The sequence below is a fragment of the Cryobacterium flavum genome, assembly GCF_900103805.1.
GTDB lineage: Bacteria > Actinomycetota > Actinomycetes > Actinomycetales > Microbacteriaceae > Cryobacterium > Cryobacterium flavum.
The window spans coordinates 130,327-146,514 of the sequence record NZ_FNIB01000006.1; the positions used below are offsets into that span (position 1 = coordinate 130,327).

Genomic DNA, 16,188 nt, shown 5'->3' on the forward strand with positions numbered 1-16,188 from the left:
GCACCTTCGACAGGATGAGCGGGTCGAATGGACTTCATTCTAACAAGATCTAGCGACTTAATGTACTAATACCCCAATACCCACACAGACCAAAAACCGGCCGCCTCTCTGATTGGAAGCGGCCGGTGCCCGAAGGCTGGTCAGTGCGTGCGGAAGCGTTGCACCATCGGGCAATCGAACGGGTCACGCGCGGCCAGGCCCACCTTGTTGAGGTAGGCGATGACGATGCCGTAGCTCTCGAAGACGCCGGTTTCGGTGTACTTCACGTCGTGGGAGATGCAGTATTCCTTGGCGATCTCCTGCGCTTTCCGCAGGTGCGGTCGGGCCATGTTCGGAAACAGGTGGTGTTCGATCTGGTAGTTGAGCCCACCCATGTAGGTGTCGATGAAGGTGCCACCGCGAATGTTGCGGCTGGTGAGAACCTGGCGGCGCAGAAAGTCGACGCGGCTTTCGGCCGGAAGCTGCGGCATCCCCTTGTGGTTGGGAGCAAACGAGGCGCCCATGTAGACACCGAACACGGCCATCTGCACACCGATGAAGGCGAAGGCCATGCCGAGCGGCAGAAAGTAGAAGATGACGGCGAAGTAGGCGGTGATGCGCGTGACGAGCATCGTGATCTCGACCCAGCGTTCGCTGACCTTGTTCTTGCCGAAGACGGTTTTGAAACCCTGGATGTGCAGGTTGATGCCTTCGAACATGAGCAGCGGGAAGAACAGGTAACCCTGCTTACGGGTGACGAACGAGCCGAGCCAACTGACCTGCTTGGCATCGTTGTCGGTGAAGACGATGAAGTCGGGCTCGATATCCGGGTCCTTGCCGATGACGTTCGGCTGCGCGTGGTGACGGCTGTGCTTGGTCATCCACCAGGCGTAGCTGATGCCGACGAAAAGGTTGGCGAGGATGCGACCGGCCCGGTCATTCGCCTTGCCGGAGGTGAACACGGCGCGGTGCGAGGCTTCGTGGGCCAGAAAAGCGAACTGGGTGAAGATGAGGCCGAGCGCGCCGGCGATGATCAGCTGGTACCAGGTATCGCCGAGCAGAACGAACCCTGCAGCAGCGCCGAGCGTGGCCACGACGAGAATGGAGAAGACCATCCAGTAGAAACCAGTGCGACGGCCGAGAAGGCCGAGATTGCGCACGGTATGCAGGAGCGCCGAATATTCGGTTGTGGGATTCTTTGTGTCTCCACCCGGCCGGGTCCTGATGATGCGGACCGAGGGTGCGGCTAGTGCTTCCGACATGAGGCCTTATTAGATCGGGACTTCTCAGCCGGGACGTGAGCAATTACTCGTGGAGCAGATAATCGTCAGTCTACGTTCGCCGGAGCGTAATCCGTGCCTCATTCACACAGCATTCTCAGTCATTATATGCCAAAAATGGAATGTATCTGACCGATCTATCGCCAACTTGGCATCCAAATGTGGAGTTGCCAAAACGCGAATGGAGTCTGCATTCCGGTCCATTCCGGGAAGAAGAACGCGGTCAGCAGCAGCGCCACCCCGAGGCCGACAATGACGGCGCCAAGCGCTCCGACCCGCGGTTGGGGGTCATATTCGTACACCTGCGAATGTGCTGAATGCCGGTGTTCTGGCCTGGACAGGTCGGGAATTCGCTTGAGGAACATGCCGATGACGAAAACGAGGCCGAGCAGCAGATAGGGTTCGAACGCGATCGTGTAAAACTGAAAAACCGTGCGGTTCAGGTACATCAGCCACGGCAGGTAGCCGGCGACCATTCCCATGAGAATGAGGCCGACCCGCCATTCCCGGTAACGGGCCAGTCGGTAGACCAGGTAGAGCAGCGCGGCGGTCGCCGCCCACCAGATCAGCGGGTTGCCGACCGAGGTGATCGCCTCGGAGCAGTTCTGAAACTGGCAGCCGAATTCGCCCTGACTGGAACCGCGGTAGTACATGCTGGTCGGGCGAATCATGAATAGCCAGGTCACCGGGTTGGCCTGGTACGGATGCGGCGTGGCGAGGCCCACGTGGTACGTGTATGCGGCCGCCTGATAGTGCCAGAAACTCTGCAGGGTGTGCGGAACCCAAGCGAGCGGACCGGTCCAGGCCGCTCCAGCCCCGTCTGCCCACTCCCGGTAATACCCGCCGCGGGTGACGAACCAGCCCGTCCAGGACACGAAGAACGTGGTGACGGCCACGGGAACCAGGAGCAGGAACGTGGCGGGGGCCTGCTTTAGAATGGCGGCACTGGCCCAGAAAGTGACGCCGTTACGGCGCCGAGCGAGCGCGTCGACGACAACGAGGTAGACGCCGAAGGCGGCCAGAAAGTACAGCCCTGACCATTTCACCGAACTGGTCAGGCCGAAGGCGAGACCGGCGGCAAGCAGCCACGGTCGCCACCACAGGGTCGGGCCCCATCCGACGTCGCTCACCCCGGCCATCCGGGCGGCCAGACGCTTCGCGTGCCATTGCCGATCCATCAGGATCGCCCCGAAACCGAGCAGTGCGAAGAACATCACGAAGTTGTCGAGCAGAGCAACCCGACTCATGACGATGGCATGACCGTCGATGGCGAGCAAAAAACCAGCGATCACGGCCAGTAGGCGCGACTGGAACAGCTTGCGGGCCACGAGCATGATGAGCACGACCGCGAGCACCCCGACCACCACGGTGGCCAGGCGCCAGCCCCACGGGTTGCCGGGGCCGAGCAGGTTCATGCCGAGGGCGATGAGCCACTTGCCGAGCGGCGGGTGCACCACGAACGACGGATCCGTCGTGAAGATGTCGGTCTGCCCGGCCTCGAACAAGGGATTGGCGTCCGCCGGCCAGGTGGACTCATACCCGTTATTGAAGAGGGTCCAGGCGTCCTTAACATAAAAGGTCTCATCAAATACGAGAGCGTGCGGCACGCCAAGGTTCCACAAGCGTAATCCGGCGGCCAGCAGGACCACGAGGAGGGGCGCGCCCCAGCGAACCCATCGACTAGTTGCGAGCACCTGACTATCGTACCGAGCAAGCGAAGAACGAAAGGCTCGCCCGAGGCTGCGAGAATTGCAGCATGATCATCCTTGCTGCCACCCCGATCGGAAATCTCGGCGACGCCTCCCGGCGCCTGATCGAGACCCTGAGTACCATCACGATCGTGGCCGCCGAGGATACCCGCGTCACCGTGCACCTGCTCAAAGCCCTCGGCATCGAGAATCGGCCCAAGCTCATTGCCCTGCACGACCACAACGAACGCGGCAAGGCTGCCGAACTGGTCGAACTCGCCCGCGACGTCGACATCCTCGTGCTGAGCGACGCCGGAATGCCCACCGTCTCCGATCCCGGCTTTCACTTAGTGGATGCCGCGGTGGCGGCCGGCGTGCAGGTCACCGCCCTGCCCGGGCCGTCCGCAGTGCTGACCGCTCTCGCCGTCTCCGGGCTGCCGACCGACCGGTTCACCTTCGAAGGCTTCCTGCCGCGTAAGCACGGTGAGCGGATCAAGCTGCTGCGTGACCTCGCCGCAGAACGCCGCACCATGGTGTTCTTCGAATCGCCCAACCGGCTGGCCGACTCTCTGCTCGACCTCGCGGCCACGCTCGGAGCCGACCGTCGCGTCGTGGTCTGCCGGGAACTGACCAAGTTCTTCGAAGAGGTCAAGCGCGGCACGGCGGCCGAACTGGCCGAGTGGGCGGCGGCAGGCGTGCGCGGCGAGATCTGCATCGTCGTTGCGGGTGCTGAAGTGCGGGTGCTGGACCTGGCCATGGGCGTGGCCGAGGTGCTCGACCTGGTGTCGGGCGGCATCCGCTTGAAAGATGCTGCGGCCGACGTGTCGGCGGCCAGCGGCCTCGGCAAGCGCGAACTCTACGAGCACGCGCTGCAGGCCAAGACCGGGGCATCCGCGCCGAAACCCGACCGGTCGGCTTTTCCGCTCGGTTAGGCCGCGGGCCCGCCCGGCGTAACAGGGAGGAGAGGCGGTGGCCTGGCGCATAAGATGAACGCATGTCCGCTGGCTCTTTTTACATCACCACGCCCATTTTCTACGTGAATGATGTGCCGCACATCGGGCACGCCTACACCGAGGTCGCTGCCGACGTGCTCGCGCGCTGGCACCGGCAGTCCGGCGATGACGCCTGGCTGCTCACCGGCACCGACGAACACGGCCAGAAAATTCTGCGCACCGCCATCGCCAACGGCGTCACGCCCAAGGAATGGGCCGACCGTCTGGTCGAGACCGCGTGGAAGCCGTTGCTGGAGACCGTCAATATCGCCAACGACGACTTCATTCGCACCACCGACGAACGCCACGAGGTGAACGCGCAGAAGTTTCTGCAGCACCTGCACGATGAGGGTCACATCTACACCGGCGAGTACGAGGGCTACTACTGCGTCGGCTGCGAGGAGTACAAGCAGATCAGCGACCTCGTCGACGGCACCGGTGACTATGCCGGCCAGCCGGTCTGTGCGATCCACTCCAAGCCGGTGGAACTGCTGCACGAGAAGAACTACTTCTTCAAGATGAGTGCCTTTGCCGACCGACTGCTGGCCCTGTACGAGGAGAACCCCAACTTCGTGCAGCCGGAAGCGGCCCGCAACGAGGTCATGTCCTTCGTCAAGCGCGGCCTGAGTGACCTGTCGATCTCCCGGTCGAGCTTCGACTGGGGCATCAAGGTGCCGTGGGACGAATCGCACGTCGTCTATGTCTGGTTCGACGCTCTGCTGAACTACATCACCGCGGCCGGCTACGGCCAGAACGACGAGGAATTCGCGAGCCGCTGGCCTGCCACCCACATCGTCGGCAAGGACATTCTGCGCTTTCACGCCGTCATCTGGCCGGCCATGCTCATGGCCGCCGGCATCGAGGTGCCCAAGCAGGTCTTCGGCCACGGCTGGCTGTTGGTCGGCGGAGAGAAGATGAGCAAGTCCAAGCTCACCGGTATCGCCCCGAGCCAGATCACCGACACCTTCGGTTCCGACGCTTTTCGGTACTACTTCATGCGCGCCATCAGCTTCGGCCAGGACGGCTCGTTCAGCTGGGAGGACCTCTCGGCCCGCTACCAGTCTGAGCTCGCCAACGGCTTCGGCAACCTCGCGTCCCGCGTGATCGCCATGGTCGTGCGGTACTGCGACGGCGTCGTGCCCGAAGCTGGCGCGTTGACGGCCGACGACCTCGCGATTGCCGCGACCGAACAGCGCGTGACGGATGCCTCGCGCGCCTTCATCGAGACCCTCGCCATCCACGACGCCCTCGCGAGCGTGTGGGAACTGGTCGACGAGCTCAACGGCTACATCACCCTGCAGGAGCCGTGGGCGCTGGCCAAGAACCCGGAGACGCGGGCGCGCCTGGAGAGCGTGCTGCACACCGCCGTGCGCGGCCTCGGCACCCTCACCGTGCTGCTCTCGCCGGTCATTCCCATCGCGACCGGCAAGCTGTGGACCGCCCTCGGTGGCGACGGCGCGCTCGCCGACCAGCGCATCGACCGGGCCTGGGAATGGGCCGGCGGCGCACACGTCAGCCCGCTCGAGCCGCTGTTTCCGCGCATCGAATCGATCGTGGAGCCGGCCGATGCCTAGCGACGCGATGCCCAGCGATTCCCTCACCAGTCTCGACGGAGGCGTCGACGGCTACGGCAGCGCCATTCGGAAGCGCGAGAACACTCAGGGCCGTGACCTGAGCTACCCGCCGCTGCCGGAACCGCTCACGGTGCCCGTCTACGACAACCACACCCATCTCGAAATCAGTGACGGCGAGCATCCGCTCAGCTACCGGGAACAGCTTGATCGCGCCTCGAGCGTCGGCGTGCGCGGGGTGATCCAGGTCGGCGGCGACGTGGAAACGTCCCGCTGGTCGGCCGCGTGCGCCCTGATCGAGCCGCGCATGCTGGCCGCCGTCGCCATCCACCCCAACGAAGCGCCAGCACTCGACGCGGCCGGCACCCTCGACGACGCCCTCGCCGTGATCAACGAACTCGCCGGACAGCCGCGCGTGGTCGCGGTCGGTGAGACCGGCCTCGACTTCTTTCGCACCGGCGAAGAAGGCCGCGCCGCCCAGTTTCGATCCTTCGAGGCGCACATTCGCATCGCCAAGGAGAACAACCTGGCGCTGCAGATTCACGACCGCAACGCCCACGAAGCCGTCATCGAAACCCTGCTCAAGGTGGGCGCCCCCGAACGCACGGTCTTTCACTGCTTCTCCGGAGACGCCGACATGGCTCGCCTCTGCGCCGATCATGGCTGGTATATGTCGTTCGCCGGCAACGTCACGTTCAAAAACGCCTCCTTGCTGCGCGACGCCCTGTTCGTTGCCCCACGCAACCTGCTGCTGGTCGAAACGGATGCCCCCTTCCTCACCCCCCTGCCCTACCGCGGCCGGCCCAACGCGCCCTACCTGCTGCCGAACACGCTGCGCGGCATGGCTGCCCACCTCGAAACGGATGTCTCCCTGCTCTCCGCTCAAATCACCGCCAACACCGAGCTGGTCTACGGCCGCTGGGACGCCGAACCGGTCACGGCCGCCCACGACGATCCAGGCCCGGACCCCACCCCGCGCGGCGGCATCGCATGACCGACGTTGCTGACGAGCCGAAGCCCGCGAAGACCCTCCTCGGTCCGGCTGAGATTCGCGACCTCGCCGAGATGCTCGGCGTCAACCCCACCAAGAAGCTCGGCCAGAACTTCGTCATCGACGGCAATACCGTACGGCGCATCGTCAAGGTCGCCCGGGTCGCACCCGGCGACACCGTGGTCGAGGTCGGACCAGGCCTCGGCTCGCTCACCCTCGGCATGCTCGAGGTCGGCGCCGCCGTCGTCGCCGTTGAAATCGACGACCGCCTGGCCGAGCAGCTGCCACTCACCGTCGAACTCATGCAGCCCGGCGCCAGACTGTCGGTCATCCGTGCCGACGCTCTGAAGATCACCGAGCTGCCCGGCGACCCCACCCGGCTCGTCGCCAACCTGCCCTACAACGTCTCTGTGCCGGTGTTGCTCTACCTGCTCGAGCACTTCGAGTCGATTCGCGCCGGTGTCGTCATGGTGCAGGCCGAGGTCGGCGAACGCCTCGCAGCCCCGCCCGGCAACAAGATCTACGGCAGCCCGAGCGTCAAAGCCGCCTGGTACGGCGATTTTCGCACCGCTGGCAAGGTAAGCCGCCAGGTGTTCTGGCCGGTCCCCAACGTCGACTCGATCCTCATCGCCTTCGACCGGCGGCCCCAGCCGCTGGAATCCGAGGAGCTCCGGCTCAAGACCTTCGCGCTCGTCGACGCCGCTTTCCAGCAGCGCCGAAAGATGTTGCGGCAGTCGCTGTCGGTCGTCCTTGGGGACTCGGCCACGGCATCCGCTCTGATGAGCGCGGCGGGCATCGACCCCGAGGCGCGGGGCGAGCAGCTCACCGTGCACGATTTTCTCGCCATCGCGCGCGTCTGGTCACCCGCGTAGCTGCGGCGGCGGTCGGTGCGGGCACACAGGCTGGGCTAAGTTAAAAGCATGATGACGACCGCCGGCACCACCGCTGTGCACGCGCGGGCACCGGGTAAAATCAACGTCTTCCTCAAGGTCGGCGCCGTCATGGAAGACGGTTACCACGACCTCGCGACGGCCTACCAGGCTGTCTCCCTGTTCGAGGACGTGCGTGCCACGCCGGCCAGCGACTTCTCGGTCGAGTTCAGCGGCAGCATCGACACCTCCGGCCTCGCCACCGGCGGCAGCAACCTCGCCATCAAAGCAGCCAGGGCCCTCGCCCGCAAGACCGGCTATCGCGGCGGCGTGCACCTCGAGATCGAGAAGAACGTGCCCATCGCTGGCGGGATGGGCGGCGGCTCGGCCGACGCCGCGGCCACCCTGCTCGCCTGCGACGCCCTGTGGGGGACCAGCGCCACCAAGGACGAGCTGCTCGCCATTGCCGCGACCCTCGGCGCCGACGTACCGTTCTCCTTCACCGGCGGCACCGCCATCGGAACCGGTCGCGGCGACCAGCTGAGCCCGGCGCTGGCCAAGGGAAAATTCCAGTGGGTACTCGCCCTGGCCGACTTCGGTATGTCGACGCCCGGCGTGTACCAGGAGCTCGACCGGCACCGCGATCGCCACGCGCAGGACATCTTTCCGGCCGAGCATCAGCCCAGTGTCGACGCGAACGTGCTGCAGGCACTGCGCGCCGGCGACCCGCACATGCTCGCCGACGTGCTGCACAACGACCTGCAGGCTCCGGCGCTGCACCTCGCGCCCGGGCTCGGCAAGGTGCTGCAGCTCGGCGAAGAGAACGGCGCCCTGGCCGGCATCCTCTCCGGCTCCGGCCCGACCGTGGCTTTTCTGGTAGCGGATGCCGACAGCGCGCTCGAATTGCAGGTCGCGCTCTCTGCCTCCCGCCTCAAGGTCGTGCGAGCCACCGGCCCGGTGCATGGGGCCCGCCTCATCTGAGCCTTCGCATTCGGCCCGGGATGACAGCGCCCAGCGTGCCGTAAACTCGGAGGCTATGGCACATCTTCTCGGGGCTGAGTCCCTGCACCTCGAATTTCCCACCCGCGTTATCTTTGACAGCGTCACCGCCGGCCTCAACGAAGGCGACCGCATCGGCGTCGTCGGCAAGAACGGTGACGGCAAATCCACCCTCATGCGTCTGCTGGCCGGCCGCATGGAACCCGACGAAGGCCGGGTCACCCGTCGCCGCGGCGTCACTATCGGCATGCTCGACCAGTCCGACGACCTCGCCAGCGGCCAGACCGTCGGCCACACCATCGTCGGCGGCATCGAAGAACACGTCTGGGCGGGCGACGCCAAGGTGCGCGACGTCATCGGCGGCCTCGTACGCGACATTCCCTGGGACGCCCTGGTCGACGACCTCTCCGGTGGCCAGCGCCGTCGGGTAGCCCTCGCCGCCGTGCTCATCGGCGACTACGACTGCATCTTTCTCGACGAGCCCACCAACCACCTCGATGTGGAAGGCATCTCCTGGCTCGCCGGGCACCTCAAGACCCGCTGGGCCGCCCAGTCGGGCGGACTTGTGGTCGTCACCCACGACCGGTGGTTCCTCGACGAGGTCTGCAACATCACCTGGGAGGTGCACGACCGCCTGATCGAGCCCTTCGAGGGAGGCTACGCCGCCTACATTCTGCAGCGCGTCGAGCGCGACCGCATGAGTTCGGTCGTCGAGTCCAAGCGCCAGAACCTCATGAAGAAGGAGCTGGCCTGGCTGCGCCGCGGCGCCCCGGCCCGCACCGCCAAGCCCAAGTTCCGCATCGATGCCGCCAACGTGCTGATCGAGAACGAGCCGCCGCCCCGCGATACCGTCACGATGCAGTCGATGGCCATGCAGCGCCTCGGCAAGGACGTCGTCGACCTCATCGACATCGGTGTGAAGTTCGGCGACAAGACCGTGCTGAACGACATCACCTGGCGCATCGCACCGGGGGAGCGCACCGGAATCATGGGCGTCAACGGGGCGGGCAAGTCCACCCTGCTGAACCTCGTCGCCGGCACCCTGCAGCCGACCAGCGGGCACGTGAAGCGCGGCAAGACCATCAAGGTCGCCGTACTCACCCAGCAGCTGTTCGAACTCGACGAAATCCGCAACGACCGCGTGAGCGACGTCATCGGCCGCCAGAAAACCAGCTACATGGCCGGCGGTAAGGAGATCACGCCCGGCCAGATGCTCGAACGCATGGGCTTTCTGAGCGCGCAGCTCACCACCCAGGTCAAGGACCTCTCCGGTGGCCAGAAGCGCCGACTGCAACTGCTGCTGATCGTGCTCAGCGAGCCGAACGTACTCATCCTCGACGAGCCCACCAACGACCTCGACACCGACATGCTCGCCGCCATGGAAGACCTGCTCGACTCCTTCCCCGGCACCCTGCTGGTCGTCTCGCACGACCGGTACCTCATCGAGCGCGTCACCGACAACCAGTACGCCGTCATGGACGGCGGCTTTCGCCACCTGCCCGGCGGCGTCGACCAGTACCTCGACGTGCGCCGCAAAGCTGTCGCCGGCCCCGCTCAGGGGTCGCCGACGGATGCCGCTGGCAAGGCCAAAAAGATCCCCACCCTGGGTGGCGCCGAACTGCGCAACGCCCAGAAAGAGCTCGGCTCGATCGACCGCAAGGTGGTCAAACTGCAAGAGCGCATCGCACTCAAGCACGAAAAGCTCGCCGCGCACGACCAGTCCGATTTCGCCGGTCTCGGCGCGCTCGGCGTGAAACTGACCGAACTGGAAGAGACCATCGCCACGCTCGAAACCCGCTGGGTCGAACTTACCGAGTTGATCGAGGGCTGATTCGAAAGAAGCTGTGACGAAGTGTGTCGGCGCAGGCCACACGTCGCAGCTTCGGCACGTATCGTTAAGGGGTACTCGCGCAGCCGCGGTACCAAGCCCCGTGCGGGCGCAGCCTTCTGGTTTGACCGGTCATGGCAGTGCGCCCGGGAGCCCAATCCCCAGATCGCTCGAAGGAATCATCGTGAAAAAAAAGAACATATTCGCCGCCCTCGCCGTCATCCCGCTGGTCGCCCTGCTTGCCGGCTGCGCCGGAGCTTCCGACGGAGCCGCCACCGGCACCGACGGTGACGCCATCAAGATCGGTGTCGTCGGAGCCAGCGACCCGTACTGGGCCTTCTACACCGAGGCCGCCGCGGCCGAGGGTATCGAGATCGAACTCGTCGACTTCGCGCAGTACCCGCAGGTCAACCCGGCCCTGGCGGCCGGTGAGGTCGACCTCAACCAGTTCCAGCACATCGCCTACCTGGCCGAATACAACGAGGCCAGCAGCGACAACCTGGTCCCGATCGGTGCAACGGCCATCTACCCGATCGCCCTGTACTCGTCCGAGTACAGCGATGTCGACGACATCGCCCGGGGCGACACCGTCGCTGTGCCCGACGACGACAGCAACCAGGCCCGCGCACTGGTGCTGCTCCAGTCCGAGGGACTCATCGAGCTGACCGACGGCGGAACGATCTACTCCAGCATCGACGACATCGACGAAGCGGCCTCGAAGGTCAAGGTCACGGCCCTCGAAGCCTCGCTCACCGCGAGTTCGCTGCCCGATGTCGCCGCCGCGATCATCAACAATGACTTCGCCGAGAAGGCCGGCCTCAAGTTCGAGGACGCCATCGCCACCGACGACGCGACCGACCCCAACGCCCTGCCCTACGCGAACATCTTCGCTGCGCGCGACGAAGACAAGAACAACGAGACATTGCTGAAGCTCGTCGAGATCTACCAGAGCACCCAGGCCGTGCAGGACGGCGTGTTCGCTGTGTCCGGCGACACCGCGGTCATGCTGACCACCCCGGTAGCCGACTTGGTTGAGTCCCTGGCCGGTATTCAGGCCGAAATCAAGGCCGCCAAGTAGCTACCCGGTTATCGAGCGAGGCAAACGGATGGCTGTAGTCAGTCTGCGCAACGTGGGCAAGGTGTACCCGCCTCAGGCCAAGGACGGCGCGAGCGTCACGGCAATCGCCGACGTCAGTCTCGACGTTGAGGCCGGTGACATATACGGGATCATCGGCTATTCCGGTGCCGGCAAGAGCACCCTGGTGCGGCTGGTCAACGCGCTCGAACGCTCCACCTCCGGCGAGATCTGGGTGAACGGGCAGAACATTGCCGCGCTGCGTGAGCGCGACCTGCGCCAGGTGCGCCTCGGCATCGGCATGATCTTTCAACAGTTCAACCTGCTCGGTTCACGCACGGTGGCGCGCAACGTGGCTTACCCGCTCGAAGTGGCCGGGCATCCCAAGGAGCAGCGCGCCGCCCGCGTGGCCGAACTACTCGACTTCGTCGGCCTCTCTGATAAGGCCGGGTCCTTTCCCGACCAACTCTCCGGCGGGCAGAAACAGCGGGTGGGCATCGCCCGCGCCCTCGCTACCCAGCCGAGCATTCTGCTGGCTGACGAAGCCACGAGTGCTCTCGACCCGGAAACCACGCACGAGGTGCTCGCCCTGCTGAAGCGGGTGAACGCGGAATTTGGCGTCACCATCATCGTGATCACCCACGAAATGGACGTCATCCAGACCATTGCGACCAAGGTCGCCGTGATGGATCAGGGGCGAGTCATCGAACGCGGCCCCGTCTTCGACGTGTTCTCGAACCCGCAAGCCGCGGCATCCGCTCGTTTCGTTTCGACCGTGGTCAAGGGGATTCCGTCGCCCGACGAACTCGCCGTGTTGCGTGAGCGGCACGCGGGCCGCATCGTGACGCTGGCCTTTCGCGACAGTGCGGTCGATCAGAAGGCCGTCTTCGGCGAGTTCTCGAGTGCCGGAGTGGCGTTCGAGGTCGTCTACGGTGGCATCAATGAGATACAGGGGCGCCCGTTCGGGCATCTCACCCTCGCGCTCACTGGCTTAGACCCGCTCATCGACCAGGTGCTCGCCCACATTCGAACGCTCACGACCGTCACGGAGGTGCGCTGACATGGACGCACTCATCGACCTGCTGCCCGAACTGTGGACGGCCACCTACGAGACCCTGTACATCGTCGCCCTGACCCTGTTCTTCGGTGGCCTGGGCGGCCTGCTGGTCGGTCTCGGGCTCTACTTGACCCGTGCAGGCAGCATCCTCGAGAACAAGCCGTTGTTTTTCGTGCTGAATCTGCTGGTCAACTTCATTCGCCCGATTCCGTTCATCATCTTTCTGGCGGCGGCGCAACCACTGGCCCGGGCCGTCACCGGCAGCGGCATCGGCAATAACGCGATCATCTTCACGATCGCTCTCGCAGCCTCCTTCGCCATGGCCCGCATCGTGGAGCAAAACCTGCTCACCGTGACGCCCGGCGTGATCGACGCGGCCCGCAGCGTCGGCGCCGGGCCGATTCGCATCATCTTCACCGTGTTGCTGCCGGAAGCGCTCGGACCGCTGATTCTCGGCTACACGTTCATCTTCGTCGCGCTCGTGGACATGTCAGCCGTTGCCGGTTACGTCGGTGGCGGGGGCCTTGGTAATTTTGCGCTGCTCTACGGCTACCGTCAGTTCAACCCCATCGTGACCTGGGCGGCGGTGCTGCTGATCATCGTGCTGGTGCAGTTCGTGCAGTTCTTCGGCAACTACCTCGCGCGCAAGGCTCTTCGCCGTTAGCGGTAGCGGTAGCTAGTCGAAGTCGAGGCTGAGCTTTCGCAGCAGGCCGGCCAGCCGGTCCTGGTCGGTCACCGAGAGGGTGTCGAGCAGGTCGGCTTCGGCGTCGACCAGCCGGGTTATGGCGGCATCCACTCGGGTGAGTCCGGCCGGCGTCATGCCCACCAGGATGCCGCGACCGTCGTTGGGTGCGGAGCGGCGCGTGACCAGACCGCGGTCAACGAGCCCGTCGATGCGGTTCGTCATGGTGCCACTTGAGACGAGCGTCTGCAGCAACAACGCCTTCGGGCTGAGCTCGTAGGGCGTGCCGGCGCGGCGCAGGGCCGAGAGCACATCGAACTCCCACGATGCGAGCTCCGACCGGGAGAAGGCGGTGCGGCGGGCCCGGTCGAGGTGCTTCGACAACCGGGCAACCCGGCTGAGCACCTGCAGCGGCGCAAAATCCAGATCGGGCCGTTCGCGCAGCCACGAATCGACGATTCGGTCGACTTCATCATGGGCAGGCATTGCTCCATTATCCCGCTTACCCGGGGGTTTCTTCGCCCAGAGGCCGTCTGGCCGCCGTCAGCGGTGCTGCGCGCCGCTCAGAATCTGGCAGACTTGACTGGTTGCTGGCCTCGGCCGGCATGGTCCGCCATAGTGTAACGGCAGCACGGCAACCTTTGGAGTTGTTCGGTCCAGGTTCGAATCCTGGTGGCGGAGCCCTCACTTTCTTCACCAAATGCGTTAGGAATCTCGTGACAGACGCCCGCCTCGCCATTGTTGTTCTGGCCGCCGGCCAGGGTACCCGCATGAAGTCCAGCCTGCCCAAGCTGCTGCATCCGCTCGCCGGCGTACCGATCGTCAGCCACGTGCTCGCGACCGCGCGGGCGCTCGACGCCGCCCACGTCGTGACCGTCGTGCGGCACGAACGCGACCTGCTGGCCGCCGTCGTGGCCGAAGACCTGCCGGAGAGCACGATCGTCGACCAAGACGAGATTCCCGGCACCGGCCGCGCCGTCGAGCAGGCCGTCGCCGCGCTGCCGGCCGATTTCGACGGTGACGTGCTCGTGATCAACGGCGACGTCCCGTTGCTGAACGCCGCAACGCTCGCCTCCTTCATCGCCTCGCACCGCCAGGGCAACGCGGCGGGAACCGTGCTGTCCGCCTACCCGGACGATGCGACCGGCTATGGCCGCATCATCCGCTCGGTGGAGGGTGCGTTCGACCGCATCGTCGAGCAGAAGGATGCGACGGATGCCGAACTGGCCGTCACCGAGATCAACGCCGGCGTCTACCTGTTCGGCCTGGCCGCGCTGCGCGAGCAGCTCGCCCAGCTCACCACCGCCAACGCCCAGGGTGAGAAATACCTCACCGATGTGATCGAACTGTTGCGCCGGGCCGGCTCCGAGGTGAGCGCTGTTCCGGTCGCGGATGCCTGGATCGTCGCCGGAATCAACGATCGCGCCCAGCTGGGCGACACAGCCCAGAAACTCAACGCCCTCATCGTGCGCGGCTGGCAGCTGGCCGGAGTGACCGTGCAGGACCCGGCCACCACCTGGATCGACCTCAAAGCCGTGCTCGCGGCCGACGTCACCCTGCTGCCCGGCACCCAGATCATCGGCGCCACCGTGGTCGCAACCGGTGCCATCGTCGGCCCGGACACCACCCTGCGCGACTGCGAGATCGGCGAGAATGCCCGGGTTAATCGCACCGACGCGACCTTCGCGGTGATCGAGGCGGGGGCATCCGTCGGCCCGTTCTCCTACCTGCGCCCCAATACCGTGCTCGGTGCCGACGGCAAGATCGGCGCCTTCGTCGAGACCAAGAACGCGCAGATCGGTGCCGGCAGCAAGGTGCCGCACCTGAGCTACGTGGGCGACGCCACCGTCGGCGAGGGGTCGAATATCGGTGCCGGAACAATCTTCGCCAACTATGACGGCGTGGCCAAACACCACTCGGCGATCGGGTCGCACGTGCGCACCGGGTCGCACAACGTGTTCGTCGCGCCGATTACAATTGGTGACGGGGCGTACACGGGAGCAGGCACGGTCGTTCGCAAGAGCGTTCCGGCCGGCGCACTGGCCATCAACGTGACCCCGCAACGCAACATGGACGGCTGGGTTCACGCCAACCGTCCGGGCACGGCCGCGGACACGGCGGCGGTCAATGCCCCCACAAGCAGCGATAAGACTGGAGAATAGGTGTCGGAAATCAAGACCAGCGGCGACAAACGACTAGTACTGGTTTCGGGGCGAGCGCACCCGCAGCTCGCTCTCGACATCGCCACGGAGCTTGGTTCTGAGCTGCTCCACACCGACGCACGCACCTTCGCCAACGGCGAGCTGTATGCCAGGTTCGACGAGAGCGTGCGCGGCTCGGATGCCTTCGTCATCCAGTCCCACACCGCTCCGATCAATGAATGGCTGATGGAACAGCTCATCATGGTCGACGCGCTCAAGCGGGCCTCTGCCAAGCGCATCACCGTGGTCGCTCCGTTCTACCCCTACGCCCGGCAGGACAAGAAGGGTCGCGGACGCGAGCCGATCTCGGCCCGCCTCGTCGCCGACCTGTTCAAGGTCGCCGGCGCCGATCGCATCATGTCGATCGACCTGCACGCCGCCCAGATCCAGGGCTTCTTCGACGGTCCCGTCGACCACCTCTTCGCGATGCCGGTTCTGCTCGAGCACTTCCGCGAGAAGCTCGACCCGGCCACCCTCACCGTGGTCTCGCCCGACATGGGTCGTGTGCGCGTCGCCGACATCTGGAGCGACCGCCTCGGTGTGCCGCTCGCCATCATCCACAAGCGCCGCGACCCACTCGTGCCCAACCGGGTCTCCGTGCACGAGATCGTCGGCCAGGTCAGCGGCCGCGTCTGCCTGCTCGTTGACGACATGATCGACACCGGACGCACGATCGCCCTGGCCGCCGAGGCACTGCGCGAGGCCGGCGCCATCGGCGTCGTCGTCGCCGCCACCCACGCCGTGTTCAGCGACCCGGCCGTTGACATGCTGCAAAACCCGGCCATCAGCGCCGTCGTCGTCACCGACACGCTGCCGATCCCGCCGGAGAAGCGCTTCCCGACGCTCACAGTGCTGCCGATCGCTCCGTTGTTGGCGCGCGCCATCCACGAGGTCTTCGACGAGGGTTCGGTCACCTCGATGTTCGACGGCGCCGCGTAGGTTCAGGCGCTGCCGAGGTGTGAGTTCGAGCCCGATT

14 protein-coding genes and 1 tRNA gene are annotated in these 16,188 nt (G+C 65.4%); 12 read left to right on the forward strand and 3 right to left on the reverse strand.

Features of this window, described 5'->3' with window-relative positions; all coding sequences use genetic code 11:
• Nucleotides 1–140 precede the first annotated feature (140 nt).
• Nucleotides 141–1,241, reverse strand: a complete 1,101-nt coding sequence (locus BLS91_RS10295; RefSeq protein WP_092340632.1) for a fatty acid desaturase family protein — start codon at nucleotides 1,239–1,241, stop codon at nucleotides 141–143.
• A gap of 155 nt (nucleotides 1,242–1,396) precedes the next feature.
• A complete protein-coding gene (locus BLS91_RS10300; protein WP_092340633.1) occupies nucleotides 1,397–2,953 on the reverse strand; it encodes a dolichyl-phosphate-mannose--protein mannosyltransferase in 1,557 nt (518 codons plus the stop codon).
• A gap of 62 nt (nucleotides 2,954–3,015) precedes the next feature.
• Here BLS91_RS10300 and rsmI point away from each other — a divergent pair, with 62 nt between their 5' ends.
• From rsmI to BLS91_RS10345, 9 genes are all read left to right on the forward strand, one after another.
• Nucleotides 3,016–3,879 (forward strand): 16S rRNA (cytidine(1402)-2'-O)-methyltransferase, encoded by an 864-nt coding sequence (gene rsmI / locus BLS91_RS10305; protein ID WP_092340634.1) that lies wholly within the window; start codon nucleotides 3,016–3,018, stop codon nucleotides 3,877–3,879.
• A gap of 62 nt (nucleotides 3,880–3,941) precedes the next feature.
• Entirely contained in the window at nucleotides 3,942–5,513 is a 1,572-nt protein-coding gene (gene metG / locus BLS91_RS10310; RefSeq protein WP_092340635.1) for a methionine--tRNA ligase, read from the forward strand.
• A 7-nt stretch (nucleotides 5,514–5,520) separates the two neighbouring features.
• Nucleotides 5,521–6,504, forward strand: a complete 984-nt coding sequence (locus BLS91_RS10315; protein WP_092340636.1) for a TatD family hydrolase — start codon at nucleotides 5,521–5,523, stop codon at nucleotides 6,502–6,504.
• On the forward strand, nucleotides 6,501–7,373 hold the full coding sequence (gene rsmA / locus BLS91_RS10320; RefSeq protein WP_092340637.1) for a 16S rRNA (adenine(1518)-N(6)/adenine(1519)-N(6))-dimethyltransferase RsmA: 873 nt from the start codon (nucleotides 6,501–6,503) through the stop codon (nucleotides 7,371–7,373). Before BLS91_RS10315 ends, rsmA begins: the two co-directional genes overlap by 4 nt.
• A 51-nt stretch (nucleotides 7,374–7,424) precedes the next feature.
• A complete protein-coding gene (locus tag BLS91_RS10325; protein ID WP_092340781.1) occupies nucleotides 7,425–8,351 on the forward strand; it encodes a 4-(cytidine 5'-diphospho)-2-C-methyl-D-erythritol kinase in 927 nt (308 codons plus the stop codon).
• A gap of 55 nt (nucleotides 8,352–8,406) precedes the next feature.
• Nucleotides 8,407–10,200, forward strand: a complete 1,794-nt coding sequence (locus tag BLS91_RS10330; protein WP_092340638.1) for an ABC-F family ATP-binding cassette domain-containing protein — start codon at nucleotides 8,407–8,409, stop codon at nucleotides 10,198–10,200.
• A 181-nt stretch (nucleotides 10,201–10,381) separates the two neighbouring features.
• Nucleotides 10,382–11,275, forward strand: coding sequence for a MetQ/NlpA family ABC transporter substrate-binding protein (locus BLS91_RS10335; protein ID WP_092340639.1), 894 nt, complete (start codon nucleotides 10,382–10,384; stop codon nucleotides 11,273–11,275).
• A 28-nt stretch (nucleotides 11,276–11,303) separates the two neighbouring features.
• A complete protein-coding gene (locus tag BLS91_RS10340) occupies nucleotides 11,304–12,332 on the forward strand; it encodes a methionine ABC transporter ATP-binding protein (protein ID WP_092340640.1) in 1,029 nt (342 codons plus the stop codon).
• A gap of 1 nt (nucleotide 12,333) precedes the next feature.
• The gene (locus tag BLS91_RS10345) at nucleotides 12,334–12,993 is read left to right on the forward strand and encodes a methionine ABC transporter permease (protein WP_092340641.1); all 660 of its coding nucleotides are present in this window, start codon (nucleotides 12,334–12,336) and stop codon (nucleotides 12,991–12,993) included.
• A gap of 12 nt (nucleotides 12,994–13,005) precedes the next feature.
• Here BLS91_RS10345 and BLS91_RS10350 read toward each other — a convergent pair whose 3' ends face one another.
• Entirely contained in the window at nucleotides 13,006–13,497 is a 492-nt protein-coding gene (locus BLS91_RS10350) for a MarR family winged helix-turn-helix transcriptional regulator (protein ID WP_092340642.1), read from the reverse strand.
• Nucleotides 13,498–13,620: 123 nt separating this feature from the next.
• On the opposite strand from BLS91_RS10350, the gene BLS91_RS10355 reads away from it, so the two are divergent.
• The 3 genes from BLS91_RS10355 (at nucleotide 13,621) to BLS91_RS10365 (ending at nucleotide 16,151) form a co-directional block, all read left to right on the forward strand.
• Nucleotides 13,621–13,692 (forward strand) — tRNA-Gln (locus BLS91_RS10355).
• A gap of 35 nt (nucleotides 13,693–13,727) precedes the next feature.
• Nucleotides 13,728–15,173: a bifunctional UDP-N-acetylglucosamine diphosphorylase/glucosamine-1-phosphate N-acetyltransferase GlmU gene (glmU, locus tag BLS91_RS10360; protein ID WP_092340643.1), complete on the forward strand. Its 1,446-nt coding sequence runs from the start codon at nucleotides 13,728–13,730 to the stop codon at nucleotides 15,171–15,173.
• Nucleotides 15,174–16,151, forward strand: coding sequence for a ribose-phosphate diphosphokinase (locus tag BLS91_RS10365; RefSeq protein WP_092340644.1), 978 nt, complete (start codon nucleotides 15,174–15,176; stop codon nucleotides 16,149–16,151).
• Nucleotides 16,152–16,188 lie beyond the last annotated feature (37 nt).

Excerpts from the sequence above, each read along its gene's own strand:
- BLS91_RS10295 (WP_092340632.1), bottom strand. The coding sequence starts at position 1,241 with ATGTCGGAAGCACTAGCCGCACCCTCGGTCCGCATCATCAGGACCCGG.
- rsmI (WP_092340634.1), top strand. The coding sequence starts at position 3,016 with ATGATCATCCTTGCTGCCACCCCGATCGGAAATCTCGGCGACGCCTCC.
- metG (WP_092340635.1), top strand. The coding sequence starts at position 3,942 with ATGTCCGCTGGCTCTTTTTACATCACCACGCCCATTTTCTACGTGAAT.
- BLS91_RS10315 (WP_092340636.1), top strand. The coding sequence starts at position 5,521 with ATGCCCAGCGATTCCCTCACCAGTCTCGACGGAGGCGTCGACGGCTAC.
- rsmA (WP_092340637.1), top strand. The coding sequence starts at position 6,501 with ATGACCGACGTTGCTGACGAGCCGAAGCCCGCGAAGACCCTCCTCGGT.
- BLS91_RS10325 (WP_092340781.1), top strand. The coding sequence starts at position 7,425 with ATGACGACCGCCGGCACCACCGCTGTGCACGCGCGGGCACCGGGTAAA.
- BLS91_RS10330 (WP_092340638.1), top strand. The coding sequence starts at position 8,407 with ATGGCACATCTTCTCGGGGCTGAGTCCCTGCACCTCGAATTTCCCACC.
- BLS91_RS10340 (WP_092340640.1), top strand. The coding sequence starts at position 11,304 with ATGGCTGTAGTCAGTCTGCGCAACGTGGGCAAGGTGTACCCGCCTCAG.
- BLS91_RS10345 (WP_092340641.1), top strand. The coding sequence starts at position 12,334 with ATGGACGCACTCATCGACCTGCTGCCCGAACTGTGGACGGCCACCTAC.
- BLS91_RS10350 (WP_092340642.1), bottom strand. The coding sequence starts at position 13,497 with ATGCCTGCCCATGATGAAGTCGACCGAATCGTCGATTCGTGGCTGCGC.